Annotated in this window: 26 protein-coding genes; 11 read left to right on the top strand and 15 right to left on the bottom strand. The window is 66.4% G+C overall.

Features of this window, described 5'->3' with window-relative positions; genetic code table 11:
- Positions 1-30 precede the first annotated feature (30 nt).
- Entirely contained in the window at positions 31-720 is a 690-nt protein-coding gene (locus tag Q8M13_RS03250) for a PEPxxWA-CTERM sorting domain-containing protein (protein WP_305298183.1), read from the top strand.
- Here Q8M13_RS03250 and Q8M13_RS03245 read toward each other — a convergent pair.
- The 5 genes from Q8M13_RS03245 to Q8M13_RS03225 form a co-directional block, all read right to left on the bottom strand.
- Positions 717-1526 (bottom strand): DUF3313 domain-containing protein, encoded by an 810-nt coding sequence (locus Q8M13_RS03245; protein WP_305298182.1) that lies wholly within the window; start codon positions 1524-1526, stop codon positions 717-719. The genes Q8M13_RS03250 and Q8M13_RS03245 overlap by 4 nt on opposite strands.
- A gap of 38 nt (positions 1527-1564) precedes the next feature.
- Positions 1565-3763, bottom strand: coding sequence for a phosphoribosylformylglycinamidine synthase subunit PurL (purL, locus tag Q8M13_RS03240; protein ID WP_305298181.1), 2199 nt, complete (start codon positions 3761-3763; stop codon positions 1565-1567).
- Between the two features lie 86 nt (positions 3764-3849).
- The gene (locus Q8M13_RS03235) at positions 3850-4431 is read right to left on the bottom strand and encodes an RcnB family protein (protein ID WP_305298180.1); all 582 of its coding nucleotides are present in this window, start codon (positions 4429-4431) and stop codon (positions 3850-3852) included.
- Positions 4432-4484: 53 nt separating this feature from the next.
- A complete protein-coding gene (locus Q8M13_RS03230; protein WP_305298179.1) occupies positions 4485-6575 on the bottom strand; it encodes a catalase in 2091 nt (696 codons plus the stop codon).
- A gap of 85 nt (positions 6576-6660) precedes the next feature.
- Positions 6661-6900: a hypothetical protein gene (locus Q8M13_RS03225; RefSeq protein WP_305298178.1), complete on the bottom strand. Its 240-nt coding sequence runs from the start codon at positions 6898-6900 to the stop codon at positions 6661-6663.
- A 565-nt stretch (positions 6901-7465) separates the two neighbouring features.
- Between Q8M13_RS03225 and Q8M13_RS03220 the strand changes: the two genes are divergently transcribed.
- On the top strand, positions 7466-7801 hold the full coding sequence (locus Q8M13_RS03220; RefSeq protein WP_305298177.1) for a hypothetical protein: 336 nt from the start codon (positions 7466-7468) through the stop codon (positions 7799-7801).
- A 37-nt stretch (positions 7802-7838) separates the two neighbouring features.
- Complete coding sequence (locus tag Q8M13_RS20945) at positions 7839-7952, top strand: hypothetical protein (RefSeq protein ID WP_370869929.1); 114 nt, start codon at positions 7839-7841, stop codon at positions 7950-7952.
- Between the two features lie 3 nt (positions 7953-7955).
- Here Q8M13_RS20945 and Q8M13_RS03215 read toward each other — a convergent pair whose 3' ends face one another.
- Positions 7956-9098, bottom strand: coding sequence for an aminotransferase class I/II-fold pyridoxal phosphate-dependent enzyme (locus tag Q8M13_RS03215; RefSeq protein ID WP_305298176.1), 1143 nt, complete (start codon positions 9096-9098; stop codon positions 7956-7958).
- A gap of 134 nt (positions 9099-9232) precedes the next feature.
- On the opposite strand from Q8M13_RS03215, the gene Q8M13_RS03210 reads away from it, so the two are divergent.
- Positions 9233-10513, top strand: coding sequence for an MFS transporter (locus Q8M13_RS03210; protein ID WP_305298175.1), 1281 nt, complete (start codon positions 9233-9235; stop codon positions 10511-10513).
- A gap of 5 nt (positions 10514-10518) precedes the next feature.
- Here the strand turns inward: Q8M13_RS03210 and Q8M13_RS03205 are convergent, their stop codons facing one another.
- Positions 10519-11538, bottom strand: a complete 1020-nt coding sequence (locus Q8M13_RS03205) for a DUF2804 domain-containing protein (protein ID WP_305298174.1) — start codon at positions 11536-11538, stop codon at positions 10519-10521.
- Between the two features lie 138 nt (positions 11539-11676).
- Here Q8M13_RS03205 and Q8M13_RS03200 point away from each other — a divergent pair, with 138 nt between their 5' ends.
- On the top strand, positions 11677-12144 hold the full coding sequence (locus Q8M13_RS03200) for a hypothetical protein (protein WP_305298173.1): 468 nt from the start codon (positions 11677-11679) through the stop codon (positions 12142-12144).
- A 9-nt stretch (positions 12145-12153) separates the two neighbouring features.
- On the opposite strand, the gene Q8M13_RS03195 is transcribed toward Q8M13_RS03200, so the two are convergent.
- On the bottom strand, positions 12154-12711 hold the full coding sequence (locus Q8M13_RS03195) for a hypothetical protein (RefSeq protein ID WP_305298172.1): 558 nt from the start codon (positions 12709-12711) through the stop codon (positions 12154-12156).
- A 305-nt stretch (positions 12712-13016) separates the two neighbouring features.
- On the opposite strand from Q8M13_RS03195, the gene Q8M13_RS03190 reads away from it, so the two are divergent.
- A complete protein-coding gene (locus Q8M13_RS03190; RefSeq protein WP_305298171.1) occupies positions 13017-13910 on the top strand; it encodes a DMT family transporter in 894 nt (297 codons plus the stop codon).
- Between the two features lie 82 nt (positions 13911-13992).
- Positions 13993-14394, top strand: a complete 402-nt coding sequence (locus tag Q8M13_RS03185; protein WP_305298170.1) for a hypothetical protein — start codon at positions 13993-13995, stop codon at positions 14392-14394.
- A 20-nt stretch (positions 14395-14414) separates the two neighbouring features.
- On the opposite strand, the gene Q8M13_RS03180 is transcribed toward Q8M13_RS03185, so the two are convergent.
- The 6 genes from Q8M13_RS03180 to purC all read right to left on the bottom strand — a co-directional run bounded on the left by Q8M13_RS03180 (position 14415) and on the right by purC (position 18395).
- Positions 14415-15686: a cytochrome P450 gene (locus Q8M13_RS03180; RefSeq protein ID WP_305298169.1), complete on the bottom strand. Its 1272-nt coding sequence runs from the start codon at positions 15684-15686 to the stop codon at positions 14415-14417.
- A 165-nt stretch (positions 15687-15851) separates the two neighbouring features.
- The gene (purQ, locus tag Q8M13_RS03175) at positions 15852-16514 is read right to left on the bottom strand and encodes a phosphoribosylformylglycinamidine synthase subunit PurQ (RefSeq protein WP_305298168.1); all 663 of its coding nucleotides are present in this window, start codon (positions 16512-16514) and stop codon (positions 15852-15854) included.
- A 10-nt stretch (positions 16515-16524) separates the two neighbouring features.
- On the bottom strand, positions 16525-17013 hold the full coding sequence (locus Q8M13_RS03170) for a DUF3291 domain-containing protein (protein WP_305298167.1): 489 nt from the start codon (positions 17011-17013) through the stop codon (positions 16525-16527).
- Positions 17014-17020: 7 nt separating this feature from the next.
- The gene (locus Q8M13_RS03165) at positions 17021-17401 is read right to left on the bottom strand and encodes a hypothetical protein (RefSeq protein ID WP_305298166.1); all 381 of its coding nucleotides are present in this window, start codon (positions 17399-17401) and stop codon (positions 17021-17023) included.
- Positions 17398-17637, bottom strand: a complete 240-nt coding sequence (gene purS, locus Q8M13_RS03160) for a phosphoribosylformylglycinamidine synthase subunit PurS (RefSeq protein ID WP_305298165.1) — start codon at positions 17635-17637, stop codon at positions 17398-17400. The genes Q8M13_RS03165 and purS overlap by 4 nt, the downstream gene beginning before the upstream one ends.
- A complete protein-coding gene (gene purC / locus Q8M13_RS03155) occupies positions 17637-18395 on the bottom strand; it encodes a phosphoribosylaminoimidazolesuccinocarboxamide synthase (RefSeq protein WP_305298164.1) in 759 nt (252 codons plus the stop codon). Before purC ends, purS begins: the two co-directional genes overlap by 1 nt.
- A 244-nt stretch (positions 18396-18639) precedes the next feature.
- Between purC and Q8M13_RS03150 the strand changes: the two genes are divergently transcribed.
- The 4 genes from Q8M13_RS03150 to Q8M13_RS03135 all read left to right on the top strand — a co-directional run bounded on the left by Q8M13_RS03150 (position 18640) and on the right by Q8M13_RS03135 (position 22841).
- Positions 18640-18963, top strand: a complete 324-nt coding sequence (locus Q8M13_RS03150; protein ID WP_305298163.1) for a DUF1476 domain-containing protein — start codon at positions 18640-18642, stop codon at positions 18961-18963.
- A gap of 291 nt (positions 18964-19254) precedes the next feature.
- Positions 19255-20949, top strand: a complete 1695-nt coding sequence (locus Q8M13_RS03145; protein ID WP_305298162.1) for a hypothetical protein — start codon at positions 19255-19257, stop codon at positions 20947-20949.
- A gap of 114 nt (positions 20950-21063) precedes the next feature.
- Complete coding sequence (locus Q8M13_RS03140) at positions 21064-21843, top strand: PEPxxWA-CTERM sorting domain-containing protein (RefSeq protein ID WP_305298161.1); 780 nt, start codon at positions 21064-21066, stop codon at positions 21841-21843.
- Positions 21844-22100: 257 nt separating this feature from the next.
- Positions 22101-22841, top strand: a complete 741-nt coding sequence (locus Q8M13_RS03135) for a PEPxxWA-CTERM sorting domain-containing protein (RefSeq protein ID WP_305298160.1) — start codon at positions 22101-22103, stop codon at positions 22839-22841.
- A gap of 205 nt (positions 22842-23046) precedes the next feature.
- Here the strand turns inward: Q8M13_RS03135 and Q8M13_RS03130 are convergent, their stop codons facing one another.
- On the bottom strand, positions 23047-24471 hold the full coding sequence (locus Q8M13_RS03130; RefSeq protein ID WP_305298159.1) for a coniferyl aldehyde dehydrogenase: 1425 nt from the start codon (positions 24469-24471) through the stop codon (positions 23047-23049).
- Positions 24472-24554: the final 83 nt, after the last annotated feature.

Genomic DNA, 24554 nt, shown 5'->3' with positions numbered 1-24554 from the left:
CGTCCGCCCGCGCCCGCGAAGGCGCGCCCCGTGGCTCGTAAGCCAGCCGCTGCACGCCCCGCCACGCCCGTGCGTCAAGTCGGCAAGCCCGTCGTCCGCAAGGCTCGCCCCGCGGTGGTGGCGGCCGCGAAGCCCATGCCGTCCAAGCCGCTCGTCGATTCTTCCTATGCGATGCGCACGGGCGCCTTGCCCCCGGCGCCCTCCATCGAGTGCGACCGCACGCCGTCGATCCAGGCGGCCCTGCCTCCGGAAGCCAAGCCGGCGGCCCAACGTCTGCTCGACGAAATCGCCGGTCCGTTGCCTGAAGAGGCGATCGCGCCGCCGACCGAACTCGTGTCGAACGCGGTTCCGCCGATGATCGGCTTCCCCTTCGGTGGCGGTGGCGGCGGCGGTGGTCCCCGCGGCGGCGGCGGCGGCGGCGGCGGCGGCGGCGGTGGTGGCGGTGGCGGTGGCGGTGAAGAGCCGCCTCCGGTTGGCCCGCCCCCTGTGATCGTGCCGCCGGTCGAACCGCCAATTGTCCCGCCAGTCATTCCGCCGGTCGCGCCGCCGGTTACGCCGCCCGTCACTCCTGGTGGACCAGATACTCCGACGCCTTACATCCCGCCGGTGAGCGCGGTGCCGGAGCCCGCGACCTGGGCGATGATGATCATCGGCTTCTTTGGACTGGGTTCTGCGATCCGTTCGAAGCGGGCGCGCCTGACGGTGTCGCGAGCGCTCTAGGGCTCGGAGCCAGGGCCGAAGCCGCCTGTGTCAGGCGACGGGGGCGGCGTCTCGTCAGCAACTTCGCTGGCCTTGGCCCCGCTCATCTCAGGTACATAGAGGCCGGTTGCGAACTTGGCCGCGAAGCCTTCAACGCGAAAGCGGGCGCCAAATTGCGCGCAGGGATCGGGCGTGCCGATCTTCCGAGGCTGTGCGCCGGGCGCGGTCATCGCCGCGGCTGCCGCGTCGGCAAACGGTTCAGCGAACTGCAGGGCGTCGCCCACTCGGCTGAGAGACGGGTTGTCGGTGCCAACGGGCGTCGCCGCCCGGTTCCAGGCGATAGCCGCGATCTGTTGGTCGCCGTCCAGCAATTCAGCTTCGGCCGCAAGCGAACCCAGCGTGCCCGGCGCCCTCAGGCCCAGCGGGCCTGGAATGAAGAAGCTGGCCGCTGCTGAAGCTGCAGAACTCACTCGGCCCGTCGGTTCGACCGCGGTCACGGCGGCGCGGACGCGATGAGCGCCGGCCGATCGCTGGACGATCTCGTAGCGCTCTGAAAGTTCAAAACAGAGCTGAGCGTCGATCTCCCGCAACAGCAGCCGACGCTCGGGCGCCGTCAGCCAAGGCGCGTTGGCGGCGAGCACCGCCGGCTCCAGCGCGACTTTCTGGACGCCTGCCAAGCGCGCCTCGTCGCGGCGCTGGGTGACCTTCGCGCGCACCGTATCAGTCCGCGGCGCCATCCCATCATAGGTCGAAAGAAAGCCCGACTTGGTAGCCGGGCTGGCGCAGGCTGTGAGCAGAAGAGGGAGGACGATCGCGGCTGGCTTCATACTTGAGGGTACGAACCAACCGCCGATCTGGATGCGTATCAACCGCCCATATAGGTGGGCATCCATCCTTCATGCGCGTCACGCAGCTTGGCGAGCGGGAGGGTGAACAGACCCTCGACCGCGATATCCTCGCCCCCGGCTTGGCCGATGACGCTCGCAGTCACACCCGCCGCCTTGGCGGCGTCCAGCACGACCGCCGGGTCCTTCACCGCGATCAGATAACGGGCCTGGTCCTCGCCGAACAAAGTTGCATGGGCGGCGCTCTCCGGCGCGTTCAAGTTTAGGCCGAGCTTGGAGGCCAGCGCCATTTCGGCCGCCGCGGCGATCAGGCCGCCATCCGACAAGTCGTGAACGACCGTTACGTCGCCGGACAGGACCAGCTTGCGCACCACGTCGCCGACCTTGCGCTCATGGGCCAGGTCGACCGGCGGCGGCGCGCCGTCCTCACGACCGAGGATTTCACGCAGATACATGCTGGCGCCCAGTTCGCCGACGGTGTCGCCCACCAGCACCAGGGCGTCGCCAGCCTTCATGCCGGCGAAGTCGGCGCGGAACGCATAGTCGGGGATCAGGCCCACGGCGCCCACGGTGGGGGTCGGCGGAATGGCCTGACCGTTGGTCTCGTTATAGAGCGAGACGTTGCCGCTCACGACCGGGAAGTCGAGGGCGCGGCAGGCCTCGGCCATGCCTTCGATGGCGCGGACGTTCTGGCCCATGATCTCCGGGCGCTCGGGATTACCGAAATTCAGGTTGTCGGTGTTGGCGATCGGGTCGGAGCCGACGGCGGTCAGGTAGCGCCAGGCCTCGGCGACCACCTGCTTACCGCCTTCGTAAGCGTCGTTCAGCACATAGCGCGGGGTGCAGTCGGAGGTCACGGCCAGGGCCTTGCGGCCGCCGTGGACACGGACGATCCCAGCGTCGGCGCCGGTGGCGCTGTCCTCCAGGGTGTCGGCCATCACGTGACGGTCGTACTGCTCCCAGAGCCAGCGCTTGGAGGCCATGTCCGGTGCGCTCATCAACTTTAGCACTGCTTCGGCATAGTCGGCCGGCGCAGCCACGTCGGCAGGGGCCAGGCGCGCCGGCGCCGGGGTCGCGACCCACGGGCGGTCATACAGCGGGGCGTCGTCGAACAGCGGGGCCAGCGGCACGTCGCAGACGATCTCGCCCTTGTGCTTCAGCACCATGTGGCCAGTGTCGGTGGTGACCCCGATGGTGGCGGCGTCCAGGCCCCACTTCTCGAAAATACGCTGACCGTCAGCCTCGCGGCCGGGCTTCAGGATCGCCAGCATCCGCTCCTGGCTCTCCGACAGCATCATCTCGTAGGCGCTCATGCCGTCTTCGCGCTGAGGCACCATGTCGAGGTCAAGCTCGATGCCGACCCCGCCCTTGCCGGCCATCTCGACCGACGAGGAGGTGAGGCCAGCGGCGCCCATGTCCTGGATGGCGGCCACCGCGCCCGAAGCCATCAGCTCCAGGGTCGCTTCGATCAGCAGCTTTTCGGCGAAGGGGTCCCCGACCTGGACGGTCGGGCGCTTCTCGTCGGAGGCGTCGTCGAACTCGGCCGAGGCCATGGTCGCGCCGTGGATGCCGTCGCGGCCGGTCTTCGAACCGAAGTACACGACCGGCAGGCCGGCGGCGGGGGCGGCCGAGTAGAAGATCTTGTCGGCGTCGGCCATGCCCACGCACATGGCGTTGACCAGGATGTTGCCGTCATAGCCGCGGTGGAAGTTGGTCTCGCCGGCCACGGTGGGCACGCCCACGCAGTTGCCATAGCCGCCGATGCCGCTGACCACGCCCGACACCAGGCGCTTTGTTTTCGGGTGGCTGGGATCACCGAAGCGCAGGGCGTTCAGCAGGGCGATGGGACGCGCGCCCATGGTGAAGACGTCGCGCATGATGCCGCCGACGCCGGTCGCCGCGCCCTGATAGGGCTCGATGTAGGACGGGTGGTTGTGGCTTTCCATCTTGAAGATGCAGGCCTGGCCGTCGCCGATATCGATGACACCGGCGTTCTCGCCCGGTCCGCAGATCACGCGGGGTCCCGTCGTGGGGAACTTGCCCAGGTGGATTTTGCTGGATTTGTAGGAGCAGTGCTCGCTCCACATCACTGAGAACACGCCCAGTTCGACCGGGTTCGGCTCCCGGTTCAGGCGTTGCAGGATGACGTCGTATTCTTCCGACTTCAGGCCGTACTCGGCGGCGGTTTCGCGGAGGGTCTTTGCAGGCTGAGCGCTCATGCGCGCGTAATAGCCGGACTCGGCGCGGCGCGCGATAGGGCAGAGACGTTCAAGCGCCCATTGCGGCTGCGCGCCGCGCCAGGACCTCAGTAGAAGGCACCGTAGATCACATCGACGATGCGGCCGGTCCTGATCTCGACCAGCAGCAGATCGGGCCCGTATCGCACCCAGCGATAGCCGTAGGGCGGGCCAGCCAAGCCCATGCGCCAATAGTCGTCATAGAAGTAGGCAGAGCTCAGGAAGACCGACGGCAGAATGAGCCCCGGGTTCCAACGCCGATAGTTGTAACCGGGCGGATAGCGCCACCGTGGTCCCGGTACGGGACGGAAGTTCGGCGGCCTGCCGCCTCCAGGACGGTAGGGACCGTTCGGGACGGGCGGGCGCGGCGGATGGGGTTGTGGCGGACGTCCGCCACCGCCCGATCCGGGCGGTCGGCCACCGCCGCCTTGGCCAGGAGGATGCCCTCCACCACCTCCCGATGGCGGATGTCCGCCGCCGCTTGGCGGGCGGCCGCCGCCCGGGGGCGGCCGCGACCCGCCGTGGCCCGGATTACCCCCGCCCGGCGGTCGCCCCTCGCCGGGACGACCATGTCCTTGGCCCTGGGCGAACCCAACACTAGGCGCGAGCAGCGCGGCCAAGGCCGATGAGATCAACAGGCGCCTGTGCATGCATGTCCTCCGCACTCTTGAGACTGAGCGCCTCTCAGTTGATTGCCGTAGGCTCAGGCCAGGGTGCGCACCTTGGGCTCGCGATCCCAGAACCGGCGTGTGGCGGCGCGCACGAAAGCCTCGTCCAGACCGGTTACGCCCTCGTCTGGCTCGACCCCTGCCTTGTCCAGCAAGGGCTTGGCGGCGTCGCTGGCTCCGATGGCCTTTAGGTGGCCAAAGGCGTCCATGACGAACTGGACCGCAGCGCCCTCCTTGAGCAGGGCCGCGCATCCGGCGTCCGAGAGGATGAGGGCGACAGCGTCGACCGTCACCGACGGCGTGCCGGCCAACTGACCATCGGCCTTGCGCACCGACCCGTCCGACAGCTTCACGCCGCCGACTTTCGGCGCGATCACCACCGGACGGCCGCCGGCCTTTTCGACCGACTTGATCAGGGCGGCGAGGGCGGGTGCGTCCGATCCTTCAGCGATGAGGATGCCGACCGAGCGCCCGACAAGCGTCTCCATTTCTCGAGGCCCCCGGACGATCCGCAGGGCGGGCGAGAGGGGCAGATCCTGGACGGGAGCGGCCGTCTCTGACGCTTTCGGGAGGTCCATGGCCAGGCCCGCGGCTACCCGCTTGGCCAGGCTCGCATCGACATTGAGCAGATTGGACAATACCCGGACGCGGATCGGTTCGATCACGACCTTCGAAAGTTCGAACACGATAGCTGAGGCCAGGTGGCTCTGCTCGGCCGCGTCCAATGAGCGGAAGAACAGCCGGGCCTGGCTGTAGTGGTCGGCGAAGCTCGATGCCCGGATCCGCAACTTGTCGCCTGCTTCGGTCGCCGGGAAGGTGGTGAAGCCGGTGGCCGGACATTCGCGCGTGCCGCCGATCTCGCCGTGCTCGCCCAGGCTATTGGGCTCGTAGTTGGCCCGGCCCTTGGGCTGCAGCATCTGCATTTGCCCGTCGCGCTGGAAGTTCATCACCGGGCACTTGGGCGCGTTGATCGGGATCTGGTGGAAGTTGGCGGTGCCAAGCCGACTCTTCTGGGTGTCCAGATAGCTGAACAGCCGGCCCTGCAGCAGCGGGTCATTGGTGAAGTCGATGCCTGGCGGCACATTGGCCGGGCAGTAGGCGACCTGCTCGGTCTCGGCGAAGAAATTGTCCGGCCAGCGATCAAGGACCATTCGGCCGACGATACGCACCGGGAGCACTTCTTCCGGAATGATCTTGGTGGAGTCGAGCACGTCGTAGGGCAGGCTGTCGGCGAAGGCCTCGTCGAAGGTCTGGATGCCCAATTCCCATTCCGGGAAATCGCCGCGCTGAATCGCCTCGAACAGGTCACGGCGATGGAAGTCGGGATCGGCGCCCGCGAGCTTCACCGCCTCGTCCCAGATCGTCGACTGGAGGCCGAGCTTCGGCTTCCAATGGAACTTCACGAAGGTCGATTCGCCGGCGGCGTTGACGAACCGGAACGTGTGGATGCCGAAGCCCTCCATCATCCGCAACGAGCGCGGGATGGCGCGGTCGGACATCGCCCACATGATCATGTGGGTCGTCTCGGGCATCAGGCCCACGAAGTCCCAGAACGTATCGTGCGCGCTGGCGGCCTGCGGGAAGCCGCGGTCTGCCTCCATCTTCACCGAGTGGATCAGGTCCGGGAACTTGATCGCGTCCTGGATGAAGAACACCGGGATATTGTTGCCAACCAGGTCCCAGTTGCCTTCCTTCGTGTAGAACTTTACGGCGAAGCCGCGCACGTCGCGGGGCGTGTCCACGGATCCGGCCCCGCCCGCCACGGTAGAAAAGCGGGTGAACAACGGGGTCTTTTCACCGGCCCGTTGGAAGATGTCGGCCTTGGTGATGTCCGCTAGAGACTCGAACAGCTCGAAATAGCCGTGCGCCGCAGAGCCACGGGCGTGGACGATGCGTTCGGGAATTCGCTCGTGGTCGAAGTGGAAAATCTTCTCACGCAGCACGAAGTCTTCCAGCAAGACGGGGCCGCGGTCGCCGGCCTTGAGCTGGTTTTGATTATCGGAAACGCGGATGCCCTGATTGGTCGTCAGGTGATCCTCGGGCTTGTGAGATCCTTCGACGGGAACGTGCTGATGAGTCTCGCCGCCGTTGCCCACGTCGGTATCAAAACCGTCTCGAGTCGCCATGGCCGGTCCTCGCGCTGATTATTGGAATGAGCGCTGAACCGTTCGGGGTGGCGAAGGTTCCTCCAATAGACGCCGCGTGGCAGGCCTAGGGCTTGGAGCGTGAGGTGTGATGGGGGATGGGCGTGTCGCCGGGCGTGGCCAGGACCCGAGCCGCGCCACCCGCCGCCTCAAGCGAGCGGGCCGCATTGCAGGCGCCTTCGGCCGCTTCCTCGCGGCTGGCGTATTCGCCATGGAAGACATAGTCGCGCGTCACCTGCCAGACACCGCCCCGAAGGCCGGCGCGGAAGGTGCAGATCCGTGGCGCAGCGCGCTTAAGCGCCTTCAACGGCGGCGCTCCGGGCGGCGAAAAGCGTAGACGGCTGGAACAGCCAGGGCCGCCAGGACGCAGACGGCGGATGCAATGAAGAGGGCGGGCATCGGGATCTCGAAAGGGCGCCGCGTCGGACCAGATCGACCGCTTGCCTAGCGGTGCGGGCTCGACGGCGCACACCGCAAATATGGGCCTTCATCTCGCGTTGCGCCAGTAAAACTGAAATTCCGATGGTGAAGCTGACCGCGTGCGGCTGATATTTATTTTCAGAAAGTGAGAAAAGGCGCCTGTATCGGGTAGCGATTGTTTTCGGAAATCTGCCAATGAAATCGCTATTTTGAGAATGGCGGGAGTCTCGAACGCCATACCCTTATCGATAGCGCGCGAAATCAAGTCGATGGCGTGGTATGATGCGCTAACGGATGCTGGCCGCTCGGCCGGGAAGGGTGCAAATCGACATGCGTCGCGTGTCTTCGCCTCCGCTCCGGAAAGCTTCGAACATGACGCTCATTTTGGAAGGCCCCCTTCAGCGGCGGGACCATCAGGCGCCTGAGCCGGCCTGTGCTTCACTGGTTCGCCTATGAGCGGTCTATCCCAGGAACGCCGTCAGGAGATCATGGCCCTGGAGCCGCGGCTTCTGGAATCGGCCATCCGCATGACTCGGGACGCCAACGAGGCCAAGGCGCTGGTGAGCGAAACCTTGGCCGCCGCGCGTGCGTCGCCCTTGGCGGCCAGCGACGAAGTCGGGGTGGAGGTCTGGGTCTTTCGCCTATTGCGCCAGCATTTCCATTCGCTGGAGCGCGACCGCCATCACCGCCGCGCGGTCAGCGCCTTCGTCACCGACCAAACCTATGCGCGCAAGCGCTCGCAGTTGGCGCTCGCCGCCTCTGCTGAGACCCGCGCCACCGACGTCTGAACTTCGATAGTCGTTTCGTTTCTGAAAGGAACGCGCCATGGCCAAGGGCCAAAAGAAGAGCAATCGCGAAGTCCGAAAGCCGAAGACGGTGAAGGACAAGCCCGCCGAGGTGAGCAAGTCCTTCCTGTCGCCGATCACGCCCAAGAAGTAGGCGTCAGACGACGAGGCGCTCGCGGGCCGCGAACCAAGGCTTCAGGCGGGTGAGCGCCTCTTCGATCTCGGCGGTCGAGACCGCAAAACTCATGCGGATGAAGTGACCGCCCTCCACCGGGTCGAAGTCGATGCCGGGGGCGGTGGCCACGCCGGTGTCGCGCAGCAGCACCTGGCAGAACTCCAGGCTGTCGCGGGTCAGATGGCCGACGTCGGCATAGATGTAGAAGGCCCCGTCCGGCGGCGCGATGGCGTCGAGACCGAGGGCCGGCAGCGCCTCCAGCAACAGGGTCCGGTTGCGGCGATAGACGTCCAGATGGCCTTCCAATTCATCGCGGCTGTCCATGGCCGCCAAGCCCGCATGCTGGGCGAGCGAAGGCGGCGTCAGAAATAGCGCGCCCATGAAGGCCCGCGCCCGCTCCACATGCTCCGGCGGATTGAGCAACCAGCCCAGCCGCCAGCCGGCCATGCTGAAATATTTCGAGAAGCTGTTCACCACCAGCGCGCTCGGCTCGAACTCCAGGATCGAGCGGGCCGGCTCGACATAGCTGAGCCCGTGATAGATCTCGTCGGAGATGATCTTGATGCCGCGCTCGCGGCAGACCTTGGCGATCGCCTCCAGTTCGGCGGCCGGAATGATCGTCCCGGTGGGGTTGGCGGGGCTGGCCAGGATCACGCCGGCCGGAGCTGGGTCAAGAGCCGCCAGCCGGGCGGCGCTCAGCTGGAACCGCTCCTCAGGTCCGCACTCGAGCTCCACCGGAACCATGTGCAAGGCCCGCAGGGTGTTGCGGTAAGCGACGTAGCCCGGCCGCGCCAAAGCGATCTGGTCGCCAGGGGAGAAGCAGGAGGATAGGGCCAGGACTAGGGCGGGCGACGCGCCGCAGGTCAGGATGAGCTGGCCGGGGCGAACATCGACGCCATAGCTTTCCTTGTAGTGCCGGGCGATCCGGGCCTTCAGCTCAGGGCTTTCCCAATAGCCCATCGGATCGGTGTCGAGGATCTTGTGGGCCGCCTCGATGGCTGCGCGCGGCGCGCCGGTCGAAGGTTGCCCGAATTCCATATGGATGACCGAACGCCCATCGCTCTTGAGCTGATGGGCGAGCCCGCTGATGGCGATGGCGTGGAACGGTTCGATCATGGACGACATGCGCCCATCTGGCCGACCATAGCGGTCAAGGCAAGCGCGGCTCCAGGTCGCGGCGGCGCTTCATGCGGCGTTGGCGACTTGACCTGCGCCGTCTCAGGCGCGAAGCCGTCCGCACAAAAGGGTCGGGGAAAACGATGGCGAACAGTTCAGCGGCGGTGACGCCACCGTCCACGCGGAGAGTCCTGACGGCCAGCCTGGTCGGGACCGCAGTCGAGTTCTACGACTTCTACATCTACGCCACCGCCGCCTCGCTGGTGTTTGGCCCGCTGTTCTTCCCCTCGGCTTCGCCTTCCATGCAGTTGCTGTCGTCCTACGCGACGATGGCCGTCGCCTTCTTCGCCCGGCCGCTCGGGGCGGTGGTGTTCGGACACTACGGCGACCGTATCGGGCGCAAGTCGACGCTGGTCGCCTCGCTGATGCTGATGGGCGGGTCGACCGTGGCCATCGCTTTCTTGCCGACCTACGCCCAGGCCGGGGCGCTGGCTCCAATCCTGCTGTGCCTCTTGCGCTTCGGCCAAGGTTTCGGTCTCGGCGGCGAGTGGGGCGGCGCGGCCCTGCTGGCGGTGGAGAACGCGCCGCCCGGATGGCGCGCGCGTTATGGCATGTTCCCGCAACTCGGCGCCCCCGTCGGCTTCATCGCCGCCAATGGCCTCTTCCTGATCCTCGGCATGGCGCTGACCCCCGAGCAGTTCCAGTCCTGGGGCTGGCGGATCCCGTTCCTGGGCAGCATCCTGCTGGTCGGCGTCGGCCTCTGGGTGCGCCTCAAGCTCACCGAGACCCCGTCCTTCGCCAAGGCCTTGGCGGAGGAAGCGCCTTCCACCGTGCCCCTGGCCGAACTGTTCAAGCGGCACCTGATGCCCACCATCGCCGGCACCTTCGCCGTGGTGGCCTGCTTCGCGGTGTTCTACCTCTCGACAGCGTTCGCGCTTGGCTACGGCGTCCAGACTCAGGGGCATAGCCGCGAGACCTTCCTGGGCGTCCAACTGGGCGCCATTGGCTTCATGGCGCTCGGCATCGTCATCGCGGGCTATTGGGCCGACGCGACCAATCCGCGCCGGGTGTTGATGGCCGGGTGCCTGATGGCGGTGGTGGTCGGGGTGCTGCTGGCCCCGATGCTAGGCGCGCACTCGCTACTGTCCAGCTGGGCGTTCCTGTCCCTGGCGCTGCTAACCATGGGCTTCGTCTACGGCCCCCTGGGCGCCTTCCTGCCGGGCCTGTTCCCGGCGCGGGTGCGTTACACCGGCGCCTCGATGGCCTTCAATGTCGGCGGCATCATCGGCGGCGGCCTGACGCCAGTGGTCGCCCAGGCTCTTTCGAGCCAGGGCGGTCTTGTTCCGGTGGGCGTCTATCTGGGTGTCGCGGCCCTGATCAGTCTGGTGGCGCTGTCGATGCTCAAGAACGAGCATCACGACTGAGGCGCTCACCAACGGTTATGGACCTCTTCGGCGAAGCCGATGAGGTCTCGGACCTCCAGGCGTGAACCATCGTCCAGTCCGACATAGCCAGTGAACCGGCCGAACACCTGGTGTTGGGCCGAGCTGATCTCGCCCATCGCGAAGCTGGCGTGGCGATCGACGAGCGGCTCGAAGGTCATCTCGAAGCGGCCATCGCTTGAGGTGAACCGCCAGGGAGCGGTGTCGTAGCCGTCCTGGGGCAGGTGGAACTTCAGATCGGTCAGCTTGTGGACCTTGCCGTCGTAGAAGACGACGTTCTCGCTCGCCGCCGAGGTGTCGCCGAACCCGTAGCCGATGTTGAAGCCGAACGGCTTGCCATCGACCAATCCCGAGGCCGAGCCCCAGTACCAGGTGTTGTCGAACGTCCAGACGCCGCGGCCCCAGTCGAGGACGCCGAAGGCCCGCTCAGGCGTGAACTCGTAGCGGCGGCCGGCGTAGTCGATGTGCCCGGAAGCCGCCAGGCAGTTGATTTTTTGATTGTAGTAGAACGCCTCGGGGACCTCGGTGAACGGGGTGGCGATGACCATCCGGTCCATCGGCGGCTGGGCCAGCCAGAGCTCGCCCGATAGACCGCGGCCCTTGTCGAAGTCCGGCGCATCTATCGTCAGGCGCCGTCCGCCCGGCTCATGGCGAAACGCGATCTGCATCTTCGGGTGGACTTGGACGATATCGCCGGCGTCAGCGCTGGAGGGTAGGGCCATCGCGCCGTGCGGGGCCGGTGTTCCGACACCGCCATTGACGAAGCTTCGCTCGCGGAAGTCCATCCAAGACACCCCGAGGAAGCCCATGTGGCCATTGTCGGCCACGGTGAGGGCGATACCGAAATCGTCGGTTAGGACGCAGTAGTAGTCCCACTCCTTGATCCGGGGATCGGGAGACTTGAGCACAGCGCGGTCGTATCGCCGGACTTCTTCGGTCGCCCAGCCGCGTTCGGCCAGCGCGCCGTTCGCGTCCAGCAACTCCCCGACACCCATCCGATGTTGCATGACTGTCCCTCGTAAAGCCCCTGGAGGAGAAGGTGCTTAGTCCATGACGCGGCGTCAGCCCAAGCGGTCATCAGCATTGACCGTTCGCCCGGCGAGGCTTATCGATATTGCGAGTCATTCGCAAATAAGGATCGCCACATGAGACCCGGACCTCTCGCCGCCGCCAGCCTGCGGATTGGCCCAGCCGGCTTGGCGCTCTCCGAGCAGCTGGTTCTGGCGGGGCTACGGACCTGGGCGCGGGCCAGGATGGTGGGAGAGGAGCCTAGGGCCCTGATCCGGCCGAGCCTGACCCACGTGGCGTCGCGGCCGGTCGCCTCGGTCTTCGTGGCGATGATGGAACATATCGAGCGCGAAGCCGCGCGCGCCATGCAGGTCCATTGCGTGGCATGCGGCGGCTATTCCTACGACGAACAGCGAGTGGTCCTGGCCTGTGGCCTGGCGCGGGTGGCGCCGGACGTCTCCATGCAGCTCCTGGGGCCGCTGGTGAAGCAGCGTGAAGCGCCCGTCCTGTTGGCGCGCACGCTCAATATCGCGCTCGGGAACGCCGGTTTTCCGATGCCGGTGCGGATGTGGGACGACGAGGCTTGTCCCGCCACGCTTCACTAGCCCGGGCGGCTAGGCTGGGTTCAAAGCCTCGGCGGTGAGCTGCTTGGTCCATTTGAACTGTTGGCGGTGATCGAACGCCGTCTCGGCGTGCGTCTGTGGATCCCACATCCGACGGTCCGTCGCATCGAAGTGGGCGTTGCCATAGACGTGCAGCGACAGGCCGCCTTCGCCCGGCTCATTCCACATGGCATGGATCGCCTCGTGGCCAAGAACAGCCACTGATGGCGCCGTGACGCGTTTGAGCCCCGTCTCCTGGCACTGGTCGCCGGTCGATTGGTAGGTCTTGTACTGCTCGACGCCCTCGACCAGGCCAATGATCGCAGCCGTGGCGTGGTCATGCGGCGGCCCGCGCAATCCACCCTCGCTCCAGACTGAATAGATCGTCAGGTCGGCGGACTGGACATAGATCCGGGCCATCTGGCCCGGCTCCAGCTCGCTGTGCAGTTCGGCGGCGAGATCGCCGGTGGCCAGCAGCCTTTTCATCGCGTCGGCGATCTGCGCGGGCCAATCGGCCCTCGCCCGAAGCGTCCGGCACTCGGCGACGAAGTTCGTCATTTTCTCGGCCATGGGCGATCTCCGATAGACTGACGCTCAACTAGATCGCAGGTGCCCGGGTTTGACAATTGCTCCGAGACCCAGATGAACCTTTGGGCGCGGCGTCACGTTGATCGGTATCGCGTGCGAAAGCCGGCGCGGAACACTCAAGTGAAAAAGCTCAAGGCCGTCGTCGCCGCCGTGGCGTGTTTGCAGTCCACGAGCCAGTGCCTCAAAAAGGCGGCCGACCTGATGACGCCGACGCTCGGTTGATCACCTGAGAGGGGGCTTGCTCACCGCCTATCGCCTTCGCCTGGCGAATACGGCAGGAAGCAGAAATGAACCGCCTCGCCTTTCTTGCTCTCGCCGCCGCCGGCGTTTTTTGGGGCATGGGCTTTCCGCTGGGCAAGCTAGCGCTGCGCGAGACCGCCGCCGCCCATGTGGTGCTGCTGCGCTTTGCCGTTGCGGCCCTGGTGGCGCTGCCGTTCGCCCTGAGGGGGCGGGAGACGCGGTCCTTGTTCCGTTCGCCGGTGGTGTTGCTCGCCGGCGCGCTCTACGGCGTTGCTTTCCTGGTGCAATTCGAGGGATTGGCGCGGGTCAGCGTCACGCTTGCGGCGCTGCTGGTCGGGGTGATGCCAGCCCTGATCGCGCTCAGCGCGCGGTTCCTGGGCGAGCGGGTAAGCGGAGCATCCTGGATCGGCGTAGCAGCCGCGACGCTAGGGGCGGTGCTGATAGCCGGAAAGCCGGGCGGCGCCGGGACGCCGCTAGGCGTGGCGCTGTCTCTCGCCGCACTGGTCATCTTTCTCGCGTGGCTGTTCGTACTGCGCAAAGCGCCGGCGACGGCGGCTCCCATGGCGATCCCGGCCGTCACCGTGGTCGTCGCGGCGGCGACAATCCTGCCTATCGCCCTAGTCATGCACGGCGCGCCCAAGCTTGATCTCAGCGTGGGCGCGTGGGCTGGGATTGTCGGGCAGGGGTTGTTTTCCACCCTGCTGGCCACCGCCGCCTGGCAGTTCGGATCGGCCCGTGTGGGCAGCGCCAGCGCCGGGGTGTTCATCAATATCGAGCCTCTGATGGGGGCCGCGATTGGGGTGTTGCTGTTCGGCGATCATTTGACGCTGGCGCTGGGCGTCGGTGGATTGCTCATTCTCATCGGCAGCTTCGTCGTGGTGCTCGGCGAAAAGCAGACCCCGCCGTCCGAACTGCCCGCCGTGCCGCCCACGCCCGCCTGAACGGATCGAATGACATCGGGGCTTGAGCCCGGACGCCGGATCGCATGATACGGTTTCGGTTTGCACGTGGAGACCAGGGCCGATGACGGACGACCAACCGAGCTTCGATGACACCGGCTTCGACGTCGACGACTGGGCGCGGCTGAAGCCCTTTGTCGGGGTGCTGGCGACCCTCGACGACGTTCAGCGGCGCGTGGCGATCTTCGCCCTGGGCGACACCGAGAATGGCAGGCCCATCGACATGGAGCTGCCGCAGCCGGTGATCTGGTGGACCGATGACGGCGAGGAGGCCGCGATCGTGGTCCAGGCCGAGGCCCACGACACCGAGGATGGCGAAACCATGGAGGTGCTGGGCCTCGTCACGCCCGACGGCGGTGGCGCGGTCGCTCTGCTGGAGGATGTCGATCTGGTGGACGACACCGATCCGGTTTGGCGCCGGCTCGTCACCGAGGCGATCGGTGACGAAGAGGGCGACGAAGACTAGGGCCTCGCCGCCCGCTTAGATCAATTGCGGCTGGGAATGATCACCGGCAGCGTTTCGTAGCCTTTCACGAAGACCGAATGGGTGCGAAGCGGCTCGCCGACGACCTCGACGGTCGGGAACCGCTTGAGGATTTCTTCCCAGATGATGGTGAGCTGCAACTCGGCCAGCCGGTTGCCGACGCAGCGATGGACGCCAAAGCCGAACGACAGGTGGTTGCGCGGCCGCTCGCGGTCGATGATGTAGCAGTCGGTATTGGCGATGACCACGTCGTCGCGGATGCCCGAGACGTACCACATGGCCACCCGGTCGCCCTTGCGGATCAGTTTGCCGCCGAGCTCGATGTCCGCAAGGGCGGTGCGGGCCATGTGCGCCAGCGGCGTTTGCCAGCGGATGGTTTCCGACACCATGGAGCTGATGAGCCCCGGATTGGCCTTCAGCTTGGCGTACTGGTCGGGGTTCTTGTTCAGGGCGTAGATCGAGCCGGATATGGTGTTCCGGGTGGTGTCGTTGCCTCCAATGATCAGCAGCGTGACGTTGCCGTGATACTCGTTGGGATCCATGTCCCGGGTCGCCTCGGCATGGGCCATCATGGAGATCATGTCGGACTGCGGCGGGGCGTTGATGCGCTGGTTCCACAACCGATCGAAGGCGTCGAAGCACTCGCCGAGCTCCCGGCGCTTCTGCTCCCAGCTCTCGCAGACCCCGTGGCCGGGCGGGTTGGTCATCATGTCCGACCAGTAGGTGAGCTTGCGGCGATCCTCGAAGGGGAAGTCGAAGAGGGTGGCCAACGTCATGGCCGTGAGCTCTTTCGAGACCAGATCGACCCAGTCGAATTCCTCACCGATCGGCAGGCCGTCGAGGATCGCGCCGGCCCGTTCGCGGATGACCGGGGCCATGAGGTGGAGGTTGGCTGGCGCCACGGCCGGGCTGACCGCCTTGCGTTGCACGTCGTGCTTTGGCGGGTCCATGGCGATGAAGGATGGCCGGATGGGGCGCCCGGCGCTCTCGGCCTTGGACTCCAGGCTCTGCAGGACGATCCCATCGGCTGACGAGAACACCTGGTGATTAATGTCGACGGCCATGATGTCGTTGTACTTGGTGATCGACCAGTACGGGCCGTAGTCGCTGTCGGCGGTGAAGTGCACGGGGTCTTCGCGGCGCAGGCGCGCGAAATGCTCCCACATGGCGTCGCCGCTGAAAAGTTCCGGCTGGGCCGGGTTCAACTGCTCAAGTGGAATGTCTTGGGCCTGCCGGCGCGCCTCTTGGGCGATGTCGATGGAGCCGTCGCTCATGGTCCGTCCTCCAATATGGCGCGGCCTCAAGGGCGCGCCTTGTTCTCGTTGGCGACGAGTAGGAAGAACCGAACGTTGTTTTGATAGGTATTTGAGCGCGCGAAATCTCCTACGCGTCGCCGCGGTCGGCGATGCGTAGGAGATTGTCGGGAGTTCAGGCCGTCGTCAGGCGCTGGCGAGCGCGCTCTGGAACAGCAGGGCGCCATCGGCCGAGCCGAGCTCTTCTTCGAAGGCGCGGTCGGGGTGGGGCATGAGGCCCAGAACATTGCCCTTGGCGGTGACGATGCCCGCGATAGCGCGCGAAGAGCCGTTGGGGTTGTCGAGATAGCGGAAGACCACTTGGCCCTCGCCCTCCAGACGGTCGAGGGTTTCCTCGTCGGCGAAGAAGTTGCCTTCGCCGTTGCCGACCGTCATCTCGATCTCGCGCCGGCCGTTGTAGGCGGCGGTGAAGCGGGTCTGGGCGTTGGTGACCTCAAGGCCGACCGGCTTGCAGACGTACTTCAGCTTTTCGTTCCGCAGCAGGGCGCCCGGCAGCATCTTCGACTCGGTCAACACCTGGAAACCGTTGCAGATGCCAACGGTGGCGACGCCGCGTTCGGCTGCGGCGCGGACCTCGGCCATGACCGGCGAGAGCGAGGCCATGGCGGCGCAGCGCAGATAGTCGCCGTAGGAGAACCCGCCCGGCAGCACGATCAGATCCAGGCCCTGGGGCAGGGCGGTTTCGGCATGCCAAACCATGTCCACCTTCGCGCCGGTCGAGCGCTCGATGGCGACCTTGCAGTCGCGGTCACAGTTGGATCCGGGGAAAACGATGACGGCAGCTTTCATGGGCGGTTCTCTAGGCGCATTCGTCGAGAATTGGGAGAGGCGGATGTGCCGCATCCGGGGCTGGATGCGGTGTTTTGAAGGTGAAAGCTTCTGAAGTCGGCCCGAGGCGCCCCAAGGTGGCGAGGCGCGCGATGGCTTCCTCCGGCGTTGGGCTGTGGCCAGCGGGCGTCCACCACAGGGCCATGAAGTTGTCCATCTCGTGGAACCACTCGCGGCGGCGACGCATGAAGGCGACGTGCTCGGAGCGGTAGACGAAGGCGCCCAGGGCCGCGACGCTTTCCCAGACCGACATGTTGATCGCTATCAGCGGATCGTCGAAAGCCTGTACGTCGGTGGCGTTGTTGCCCTCGCCGGTAAAGCGCCACACGAAGCCGGGCGATCCCTCGGCCAGGGCGTTGATGGCGTCGAGGTTGTCTTTGAACTCGGCGATCTGCGGGTCGTCGATGGACGCCTTGAGCCGGCCGACATTGATCTGCGCGAGGTGGAAGCCGCCGGTCATATGGCCCTCATCGTGAACTGAGGCTCTCCAGATAGGTCATCACCTGGTCAAATCCAGCCTTGTCGCCATAGGCGCAGCCGGTGTTATTCATGACCTTGCGGCCATTCTCCTGGGCGGCTTCCTGCTTGAAGACCGCCGGATGGCCGGGGGCGCCGGGTTGGGTGAGGACGAACGCCTCGCCGCCGCCCTCCATATTGTAGAAGCGATAGGGCTCGCCCCGTTCCTGCGGCGCCGGTTTCAGGCCGGGCTGGGCCAGGACCCTCGCGGCGAGCGTCTCGTAGGGAAGGTTGCAGTCGAGGACCAGCTTTTGGCGCGCCGGTGGTGGTTCCGGCGCGCAAGCCTGAAGGGCGAGCAGTGGGATCAGCGCGAGGAGCGCCGCGTCCCTCACGCCACTTCGATCCGGTAGCTTTCGATCACGGTGTTGGCGAGCAGCTTCTCGCACATCTGCTTGACCTCGGCCTCGGCCTCGGCGGCGCTCTCGGCCTTCAGGTCGAACTCGATGGTCTTGCCGACGCGCACGCCCTCGACCTGCGGCCAGCCCAAACCGTGCAAGGCGTTCTCGACGGCCTTGCCCTGGACGTCGAGCACGCCGGGTTTCAGGAACACATGAACTTTAGCGCGCACTAGTGAAGACCTCCTTGGATGACGGTCGGCATCTCTTTCATGATGCCGAGCCGGCGGGCCACTTCGGTGTAGCCCTCGATGACGTCGCCCATGTCGCGGCGGAAGCGGTCCTTGTCCAGCTTCTCGTTCGTCTGGGTGTCCCAGAGGCGGCAGGAATCGGGGCTGATCTCGTCGGCGAGGATCACCCGGGCGAAGTCGTTTTCGTAGATTCGGCCAAACTCGACCTTGAAGTCGACCAGCGTGATGCCGACGCCGGCGAACAGGCCGGTCAGGAAGTCGTTCACCCGCAGGGTCAGGGCCATCATGTCGTCGATCTCCTGGGTCGAGGCCCAGTTGAAGGCGGTGATGTGCTCCTCGGCGACCATCGGATCGTTGAGCTTGTCGTCCTTCAGGTAGAACTCGATGATCGAGCGGGGCAGGGCTTGGCCCTCAGGCAGGCCGAAACGCTGCGACAGGCTGCCGGCCGCCACGTTGCGGCACACAACCTCCAGCGGGATGATCTCGACTTCGCGGATCAGCTGTTCGCGCAGGTTCAGACGGCGGATCAGGTGGTTCTGAACTCCAATGGAGTTGAGCTTCACCATGACGTATTCGCTGATACGATTGTTGATGACGCCCTTGCCTTCAAGAATGGCCTTCTTCTGGGCGTTGAATGCTGTCGCATCGTCTTTGAAGTACTGAATAAGCGTGCCGGGCTCGGGGCCCTCGTAGAGGATCTTGGCCTTGCCTTCGTAGATCTTCTTGCGACGGGTGGTCATATGCGCCTTCTCCCTGAGCGAGGGCTTGGCCATTGTTCGGAAAAGAAAAACGCGCGCGGCTGATCCCAACGCGCGCGGCTCCGACTCGAAGGCCCTCTCGCTCATCTGAGGCCCACGAAAATTAGCGGAACCGGCGCTGCGGCGCAAACGGCGTCAGCGCCGCACGACGTCTTGATGCGTTTACGTTGCGAGGGGACGACGCAAGGGATATGGAACGCCCGACCGACGGACTACTGGGGAACACATGACGACCTTCGACGATCGCGAGCGTGGCTTCGAAAAGAAGTTCGAGCTCGACCAGGAGCAGGAATTCAAGGCCGGCGCGCGCCGCAACCGCATGCTGGGTGAATGGGCTGCCGGCCTGATGGGTCTCGGAGAAGACAGCGTCGCCGAATACGCCAAGGCGGTGGTGAAGTCCGACTTCGAACTGCCCGGCGACGAGGACGTGCTGCGCAAGGTGTTCGAGGACCTGAAGGGTTCAGGCGTCGCCGTCAGCGAAGGCGAAGTCCGGATGAAGATGGACGAGCTGCTGGCCCAGGCCCGCGAGCAACTTCGCTCCGGCGAATAGGCCTTCGGCTAAGCCGACGACATGAACGCCGCCCATCCGGGCGGCGTTTTTTGTTGCCTAGCCCTTTAGCGCCGTCGCCGGACGCAGGCGGGGCGGTCGCTGGTTTGCCGTCCTGGCGGCTATCGTCTCACTCCTGATCTAGCCAGAGTGGACCACTTGGCCAGGTCTATTTGGGCGTGGTGCATTGAGACTCATGATGAGCGTCGGGTCGCCGACTGCGCTGCACACTTCCTGGTGATATCTGCGTTATATGATTGCCGTCGTGCAATCGGGCGTTGGGGGTGGCGGCGTTTGACTCAAGCGACTGCAGAGCGGGATCGGGAGGCCAACGCGCTGGCGCACGCCTTGCGTCAGGCGCTCGAAGTCGAGGACTGGACCAAGCTGCTGGACTGGGTGGCCCGCGACGGCGAGGCGCTCGATCCTGCGACCTTGGAAGAGGTGTGCCGGCTGATCCTCAGCGCCGGCGCTGCGGAAGAGCCTGACGCGATGGCCGCCGTGGCGATCAGCGGCGAGGGACGAAAGCGCGGCGCCAATCGCCTGGGCCAGGCCCTGGCGGCCGGCGTCGCGGCCGAGGACAGCGCAGCGGCGCTGTCGCTGCGCCTGGCGCGCCGCACCCTGAAACGTGGCCTGCACGCGGCCTTCGTCGATCTGTCGGAGAGCGACGGCCGCCGGCGCTTTGGCGTGCTGGTCCGCGCTGAACGGCTGCCGGACGTGTGGGCCAGCCTGACTGAGACGCCGTTCGGCGACGGCTGCGCGATCTTGCTGGTCAGCCCTGAGCGCGATGGGCGAGAGAAGTGGAGCGCCATCCAGGCGACCTTCTCGCTGACGCCGGCCGAAGCGCGGCTGGCGCAGCACATGGAAGAGGGCGTCACTCTGAACGAGGCGGCGGCGGCGTTCGGCCTGTCGGTGTTCACGGTGCGGGCCCAGCTTCGTGCGATCTTCGCCAAGGTGGGGGTGCGCCGCCAGAGCGAGCTCGCCTTGGCCTTCAAGCAGTTTGACGGGCTGTTGAACGCCGTGGTCCCGGTCGCCGCCGCGCCGTCCAAGGCGCTGGCCAGGGCGCTGACGCCGAGCGCTCGGGCCTTGCTGGCCAACGCGCCGGCGTTGCGGCTGTTCGTGCTGAGCGATGGACGCAGGCTCTGCTACCGGGAGTATGGCGATCCGGCCGGGCGGGCCGTGGTGATTTTCCATGACAGCATGGGTTCCTCCCTAGCTCCTCCGTGTACGGATGATATGGCCCGCGAGCTTGGCTTGCGGCTCGTGATCCCGGAGCGGCCGGGGTTTGGGCAGTCCGATCCCTCGCCGCGCTATGGCTTCGACAGCGTCGCGGCGGACTATGCGGCGCTGATCGAGGGCCTGGACTTAGGGTCCGTCCGCCTAGCGGCGGCGGCCTCGGGCGCGGCGTTCGCCATCGTCACCGCGCGGCTGCTGGGCGGCGCCTGCGAGCGGCTGTTGCTGGTTTCCGGCCGAGGCGCAACCCCGACCGCGCCCGCCCCCGCGCACCAGAGTTTCCTGACCCGCTATCGCCGCGAGATGCTGTCCAGCCCCTGGCTGGCCGAGGCGATGCTGCGGCTCTACGTCCAGCTCTATTCGCGCGAGTTCGTGGCCGGCAGCCTGAAGCGCTCCACGGCGCAGGCGCCGCTCGACCGCGCCTACGTCCAGTCCAACGCCGGGCTGATCGACTTCCTGACCGCGCGGGGGACCGAGTGCTTCGCCCGCGGGTTCGCCGGGCCGCTGGCCGACATCGCCTGCTACCGGAACGCCGTGGCGGCGCCGGCCCGGCTGAACACCTCGGTCGTGGTGTGGCACGGGATGCAGGATGGATCGGCGCTGCTGGACGACCTGCTGCCCAGCCTGGCCGCCCCGCCCGCCGTGTTGCGCCGGTTTGCAGGCCACGGCCACCTTCTGATGCTCGCCCGCTGGCGCGAAATGCTCGAGGATCTGGCGGCCGACCAGCCGGCCCCCGGCGAAAATATCCCTAACACTTAGTTTATTTGGGCGATGGCGAGCGCGCCTCATCCCTCTACGTCGAACACACAATCTGGCCACATTTCCTCAGGGGGCACCTGGGCTGTGGCCGTTCTTTCGAGAAGGTGTGTATCGATGCAGAAGATTATTCTTGGGGGTCTGGCCGCCGTGGCGCTCAGCCTGTCCCTGCCAGCCGCCGCCAGCGCCGCCGGTTTCGTGAACGGCAATTTCGAAACCGGCACTTTCGCCAACTGGGAAACCGGTGGCGGCTCCTGGTACGGCGGATCCTATCCGACGCCGTCGGCCTACTATCCCGGCAGCGGCCCGGTCTCGATCACCAATGCCGGCTTTGACTCGCGGACCGACAACAAGCTGCGGACCGTCTATTCCGGCGATCACTCGGCTCGCGTCAACGACCAGAACTCGAACTACAGCGTCGCCACGATCCGCCAGCGGGTCGACGGCTATTCCGACAACCTGATCGCCTTCGCCTACGCCGCGGTGCTGCAGGATTCCCACGGCGTCAGCGATTCCGACGCCTTCATCATCTCGTTGGACGACCTGACCACCGGCCTTAACCTGCTGACCGTAAACGTCAATTCGGCCGCGACTCCGTCCAGCTTCACCCGTTCCAGCCAAGGCTGGTACTACACCGACTGGACGACCATCAGCTTCGACGTGGCCGGCGCCGGCCTGCTTGGCCACAACTTCATGCTGTCGCTGCTGGCCAATGACTGCCCGTACGGCGCGCACGCCGGCTACGCCTATCTGGACGGCTTCGGTGGCGTGCTGCCCCCGGTGTCGGGCGCGGTGCCTGAACCGGCGACCTGGGCCATGATGATCATCGGCTTCGCCGGCGTCGGCGGGGCGATCCGCTCCAACCGCCGCAAGACCCTGGCGCTCGCGGCCGCGTAGAGGGCCTCTTCTCCTCTCCCCGTTGGGGAGAGGTCGGGTGAGGGGCTTCGGCCTTGCCTGGTTGATGATCGAGCGGCAGTTGAGCGCCGCTTCGCAGCGCCCCCTCACCTAGCCTCTCCCGAGGGAGAGGGACTTTTGCGCGTTCGTCGCAGGAACCTCGCCCGCTTGTCGCAGGCCGGTTGGCCGGCGGGCGGCATACCGCGATCGATCTCCCCGACCCGCCGCGATGTGCGGCTTAACTTTGGGGGAGATCACCCATGCATAAGATCATTGGCGCGGCCATCGCCGGCGCGGCCCTGCTGGGCGCGGCGGGAGCCGCCAACGCCGCCACCGTGGCGCTCGAGAACGGCAACTTCAACGCCGGCTGGTCGCAGGCGGACGGCGACTTCCGTCCTGGCCATGCGGGCGGCAATCCGGACGGGTGGGGCGCCTCGGGCGGTTCGTCCACCGGCCACTGGAACCCGACCGTCGCCGACTTCGCCAATGAAGCGGCGCATGGCGGCGTGGGCTGGACGCGCGGCACGGGGATTTCCAACGCCGCGAACCCCGGCATGCTGGCCCAGAAGGTCGCCGGCCACACGATCTTGGCCAACACCCGCTACACCCTGACGATGGACGTCGGCAGCCAGATGCGGGGCAACGGCGCCTTTGGGTTCGAGATCGGCCTGCTGGGCGGGCTGTTGGACGGCACGGGCGAGATCTTCGCCCAGCTGACCGACGCGACCAGCGGGATCACCATCCTGCCGGGGACCTTTGGGACCGTCAGCCTGGTGTTCGAAACCGGGGCCAATGACGCCTTCCTCGGCAAGCAGCTCTACATCCTCATCAGCGGCACCGGCGGGGGCGCGGCCTTCGACAACGCCATGCTCGACGCCTCGCCGCTCAGCGTGTCGGCGGTGCCGGAGCCGGCGACCTGGGCGATGATGATCGTCGGGTTTGGCGGGGTGGGGTCGATGGTGCGGTCCGCGCGGCGCCGGGGCGCGGTGGCCTGGGTCTGAGCTCAAGCCCCCTCAGTCGGCTTCGCCGCCAGCTCCCCCCTGAGGGGGAGCATCTGGGGCGCAGATCCTCCCCCGCTGGGGGAGGTGGCGCGCGTTTGCGCGACGGAGGGGGCTTGCAGCCTTGCCGCGCTTGATGATCCCCGAGGGAGAGGGATGTCCTCTCCTCTCCCGGCTGTGGAGAGGTCGGGTGAGGGGAGGGCGGCCGCTACGCCTTCAACTGCCCGGCCAGGTATTTGCGGATGGCCGGGCCGTAGGGTGGGCGCATTTGCTGGAGGGGTTTGTCGGCCTTGATCTGGGTGTAGATCGACTTGGCGTGGCTGAACTCGCGGAAGCCGTCGACGCCGTGATAGCTGCCCATGCCGGACGGACCGACCCCGCCGAACGGCAGGTTTTCCTGGGCCACGTGGAAGACCACGTCGTTGATCGTCACCCCGCCGGCGGTGGTGGCGTTCAGCACCTTTTCCCGCTCGGCCTCGTCGGTCCCGAAATAGTAGAGGCCGAGCGGGCGGTCGCCTTTGTTGACGTAGGCGATGGCCTCGTCGATGGCGCCATAGGTCTTCACCGGCAACACCGGGCCGAAGATCTCTTCCTGCATGACCAGCATGTCGTCGGTCGGGTCGATGATCAGGGTCGGGGCGATCTTGCGATGCTCCTGCTGAGACAGGTCCTCGCCGTCGGGCTTCAGCTCGACGATGCGGGCGCCCTTGGCGCGGGCGTCGTCGACATAGTTCTTGATCCGGTCATAGTGCCGCTGGGCGACGATGGCGGTGTAGTCGGGATTGTCCTTCAGGGTCGGGAACATCTTGGCGACCGCGGCTTGGGCCCCGGCGACGAACGGCTCCAGGCTCTCGCGCGGGGTCAGCACATAGTCCGGCGCCAGGCAGATCTGGCCGGCGTTCAGGGTCTTGCCGTTCATGATCCGGGCGCTGGCCACGGCGATGTCGGCCGACTTGCCCAGGATCACCGGGCTCTTGCCGCCCAGCTCCAGGGTCAGCGGCACCAGGTTGTCGGCGGCCGCGCGCATCACGTGGCGGGCGATGTTCGTCGCCCCGGTGAAGATCATGTGGTCGAAGGCTAACCCTGCGAACGCCTGGCCGACCTCCGGCCCGCCGGTGACCAAGGCGATCTCCTCGTCGGAGAAGGCGCTGGAGAACATCACCGCCATCAGCTCGGAGGTGGCGGGCGTGAATTCCGAGGGCTTGATCATCGCCCGGTTGCCGGCCGCCAGCACCCCGGCCAGCGGCGCGAAGGTGAGGTTCACCGGGAAGTTCCAGGGGCTGATGATCCCGATCACGCCCTTGGGCTGGTAGCGGACCTCCGCCTTCGCGCCGAATAGGCCGAGGATCGCCGGGGTGACCTTGCGCTTTTCCGGGGCCATCCACTTGGTCAGGTGCGCGCGGGCGTGCTTCAGCGGGCCGATGGAGGCGGCGATGTCGGTGAAGGCGGTCGCCTCCTTGCTGCGCGAGCCGAAGTCCTGGTTCAGGGCGTCGGCGATGGCGCCAGCGTTGTCGATCAGCAGCTTGATGCAGCGGTCGATGCGCTCGATGCGCTGGGCCGCGCTCGGCGCCCCGTCGCGCAGATGCGCGGCTTTCTGCTTGCTCAGCAGCGCGTTCATCGCGGCAGCTTCCATCGTGGTGTCCTCCCCAAGGATCTTATCCGGTTAGTGTTCGGATAGTGACGTGGGGGAATGGAAGGGTGGCTTGCTGCTGCGTG

The sequence above is a fragment of the Phenylobacterium sp. genome (assembly GCF_030681155.1).
In the GTDB taxonomy this organism is placed as follows: Bacteria; Pseudomonadota; Alphaproteobacteria; order Caulobacterales; family Caulobacteraceae; genus Phenylobacterium.
This window is presented reverse-complemented; position numbering and strand designations above follow the sequence as displayed.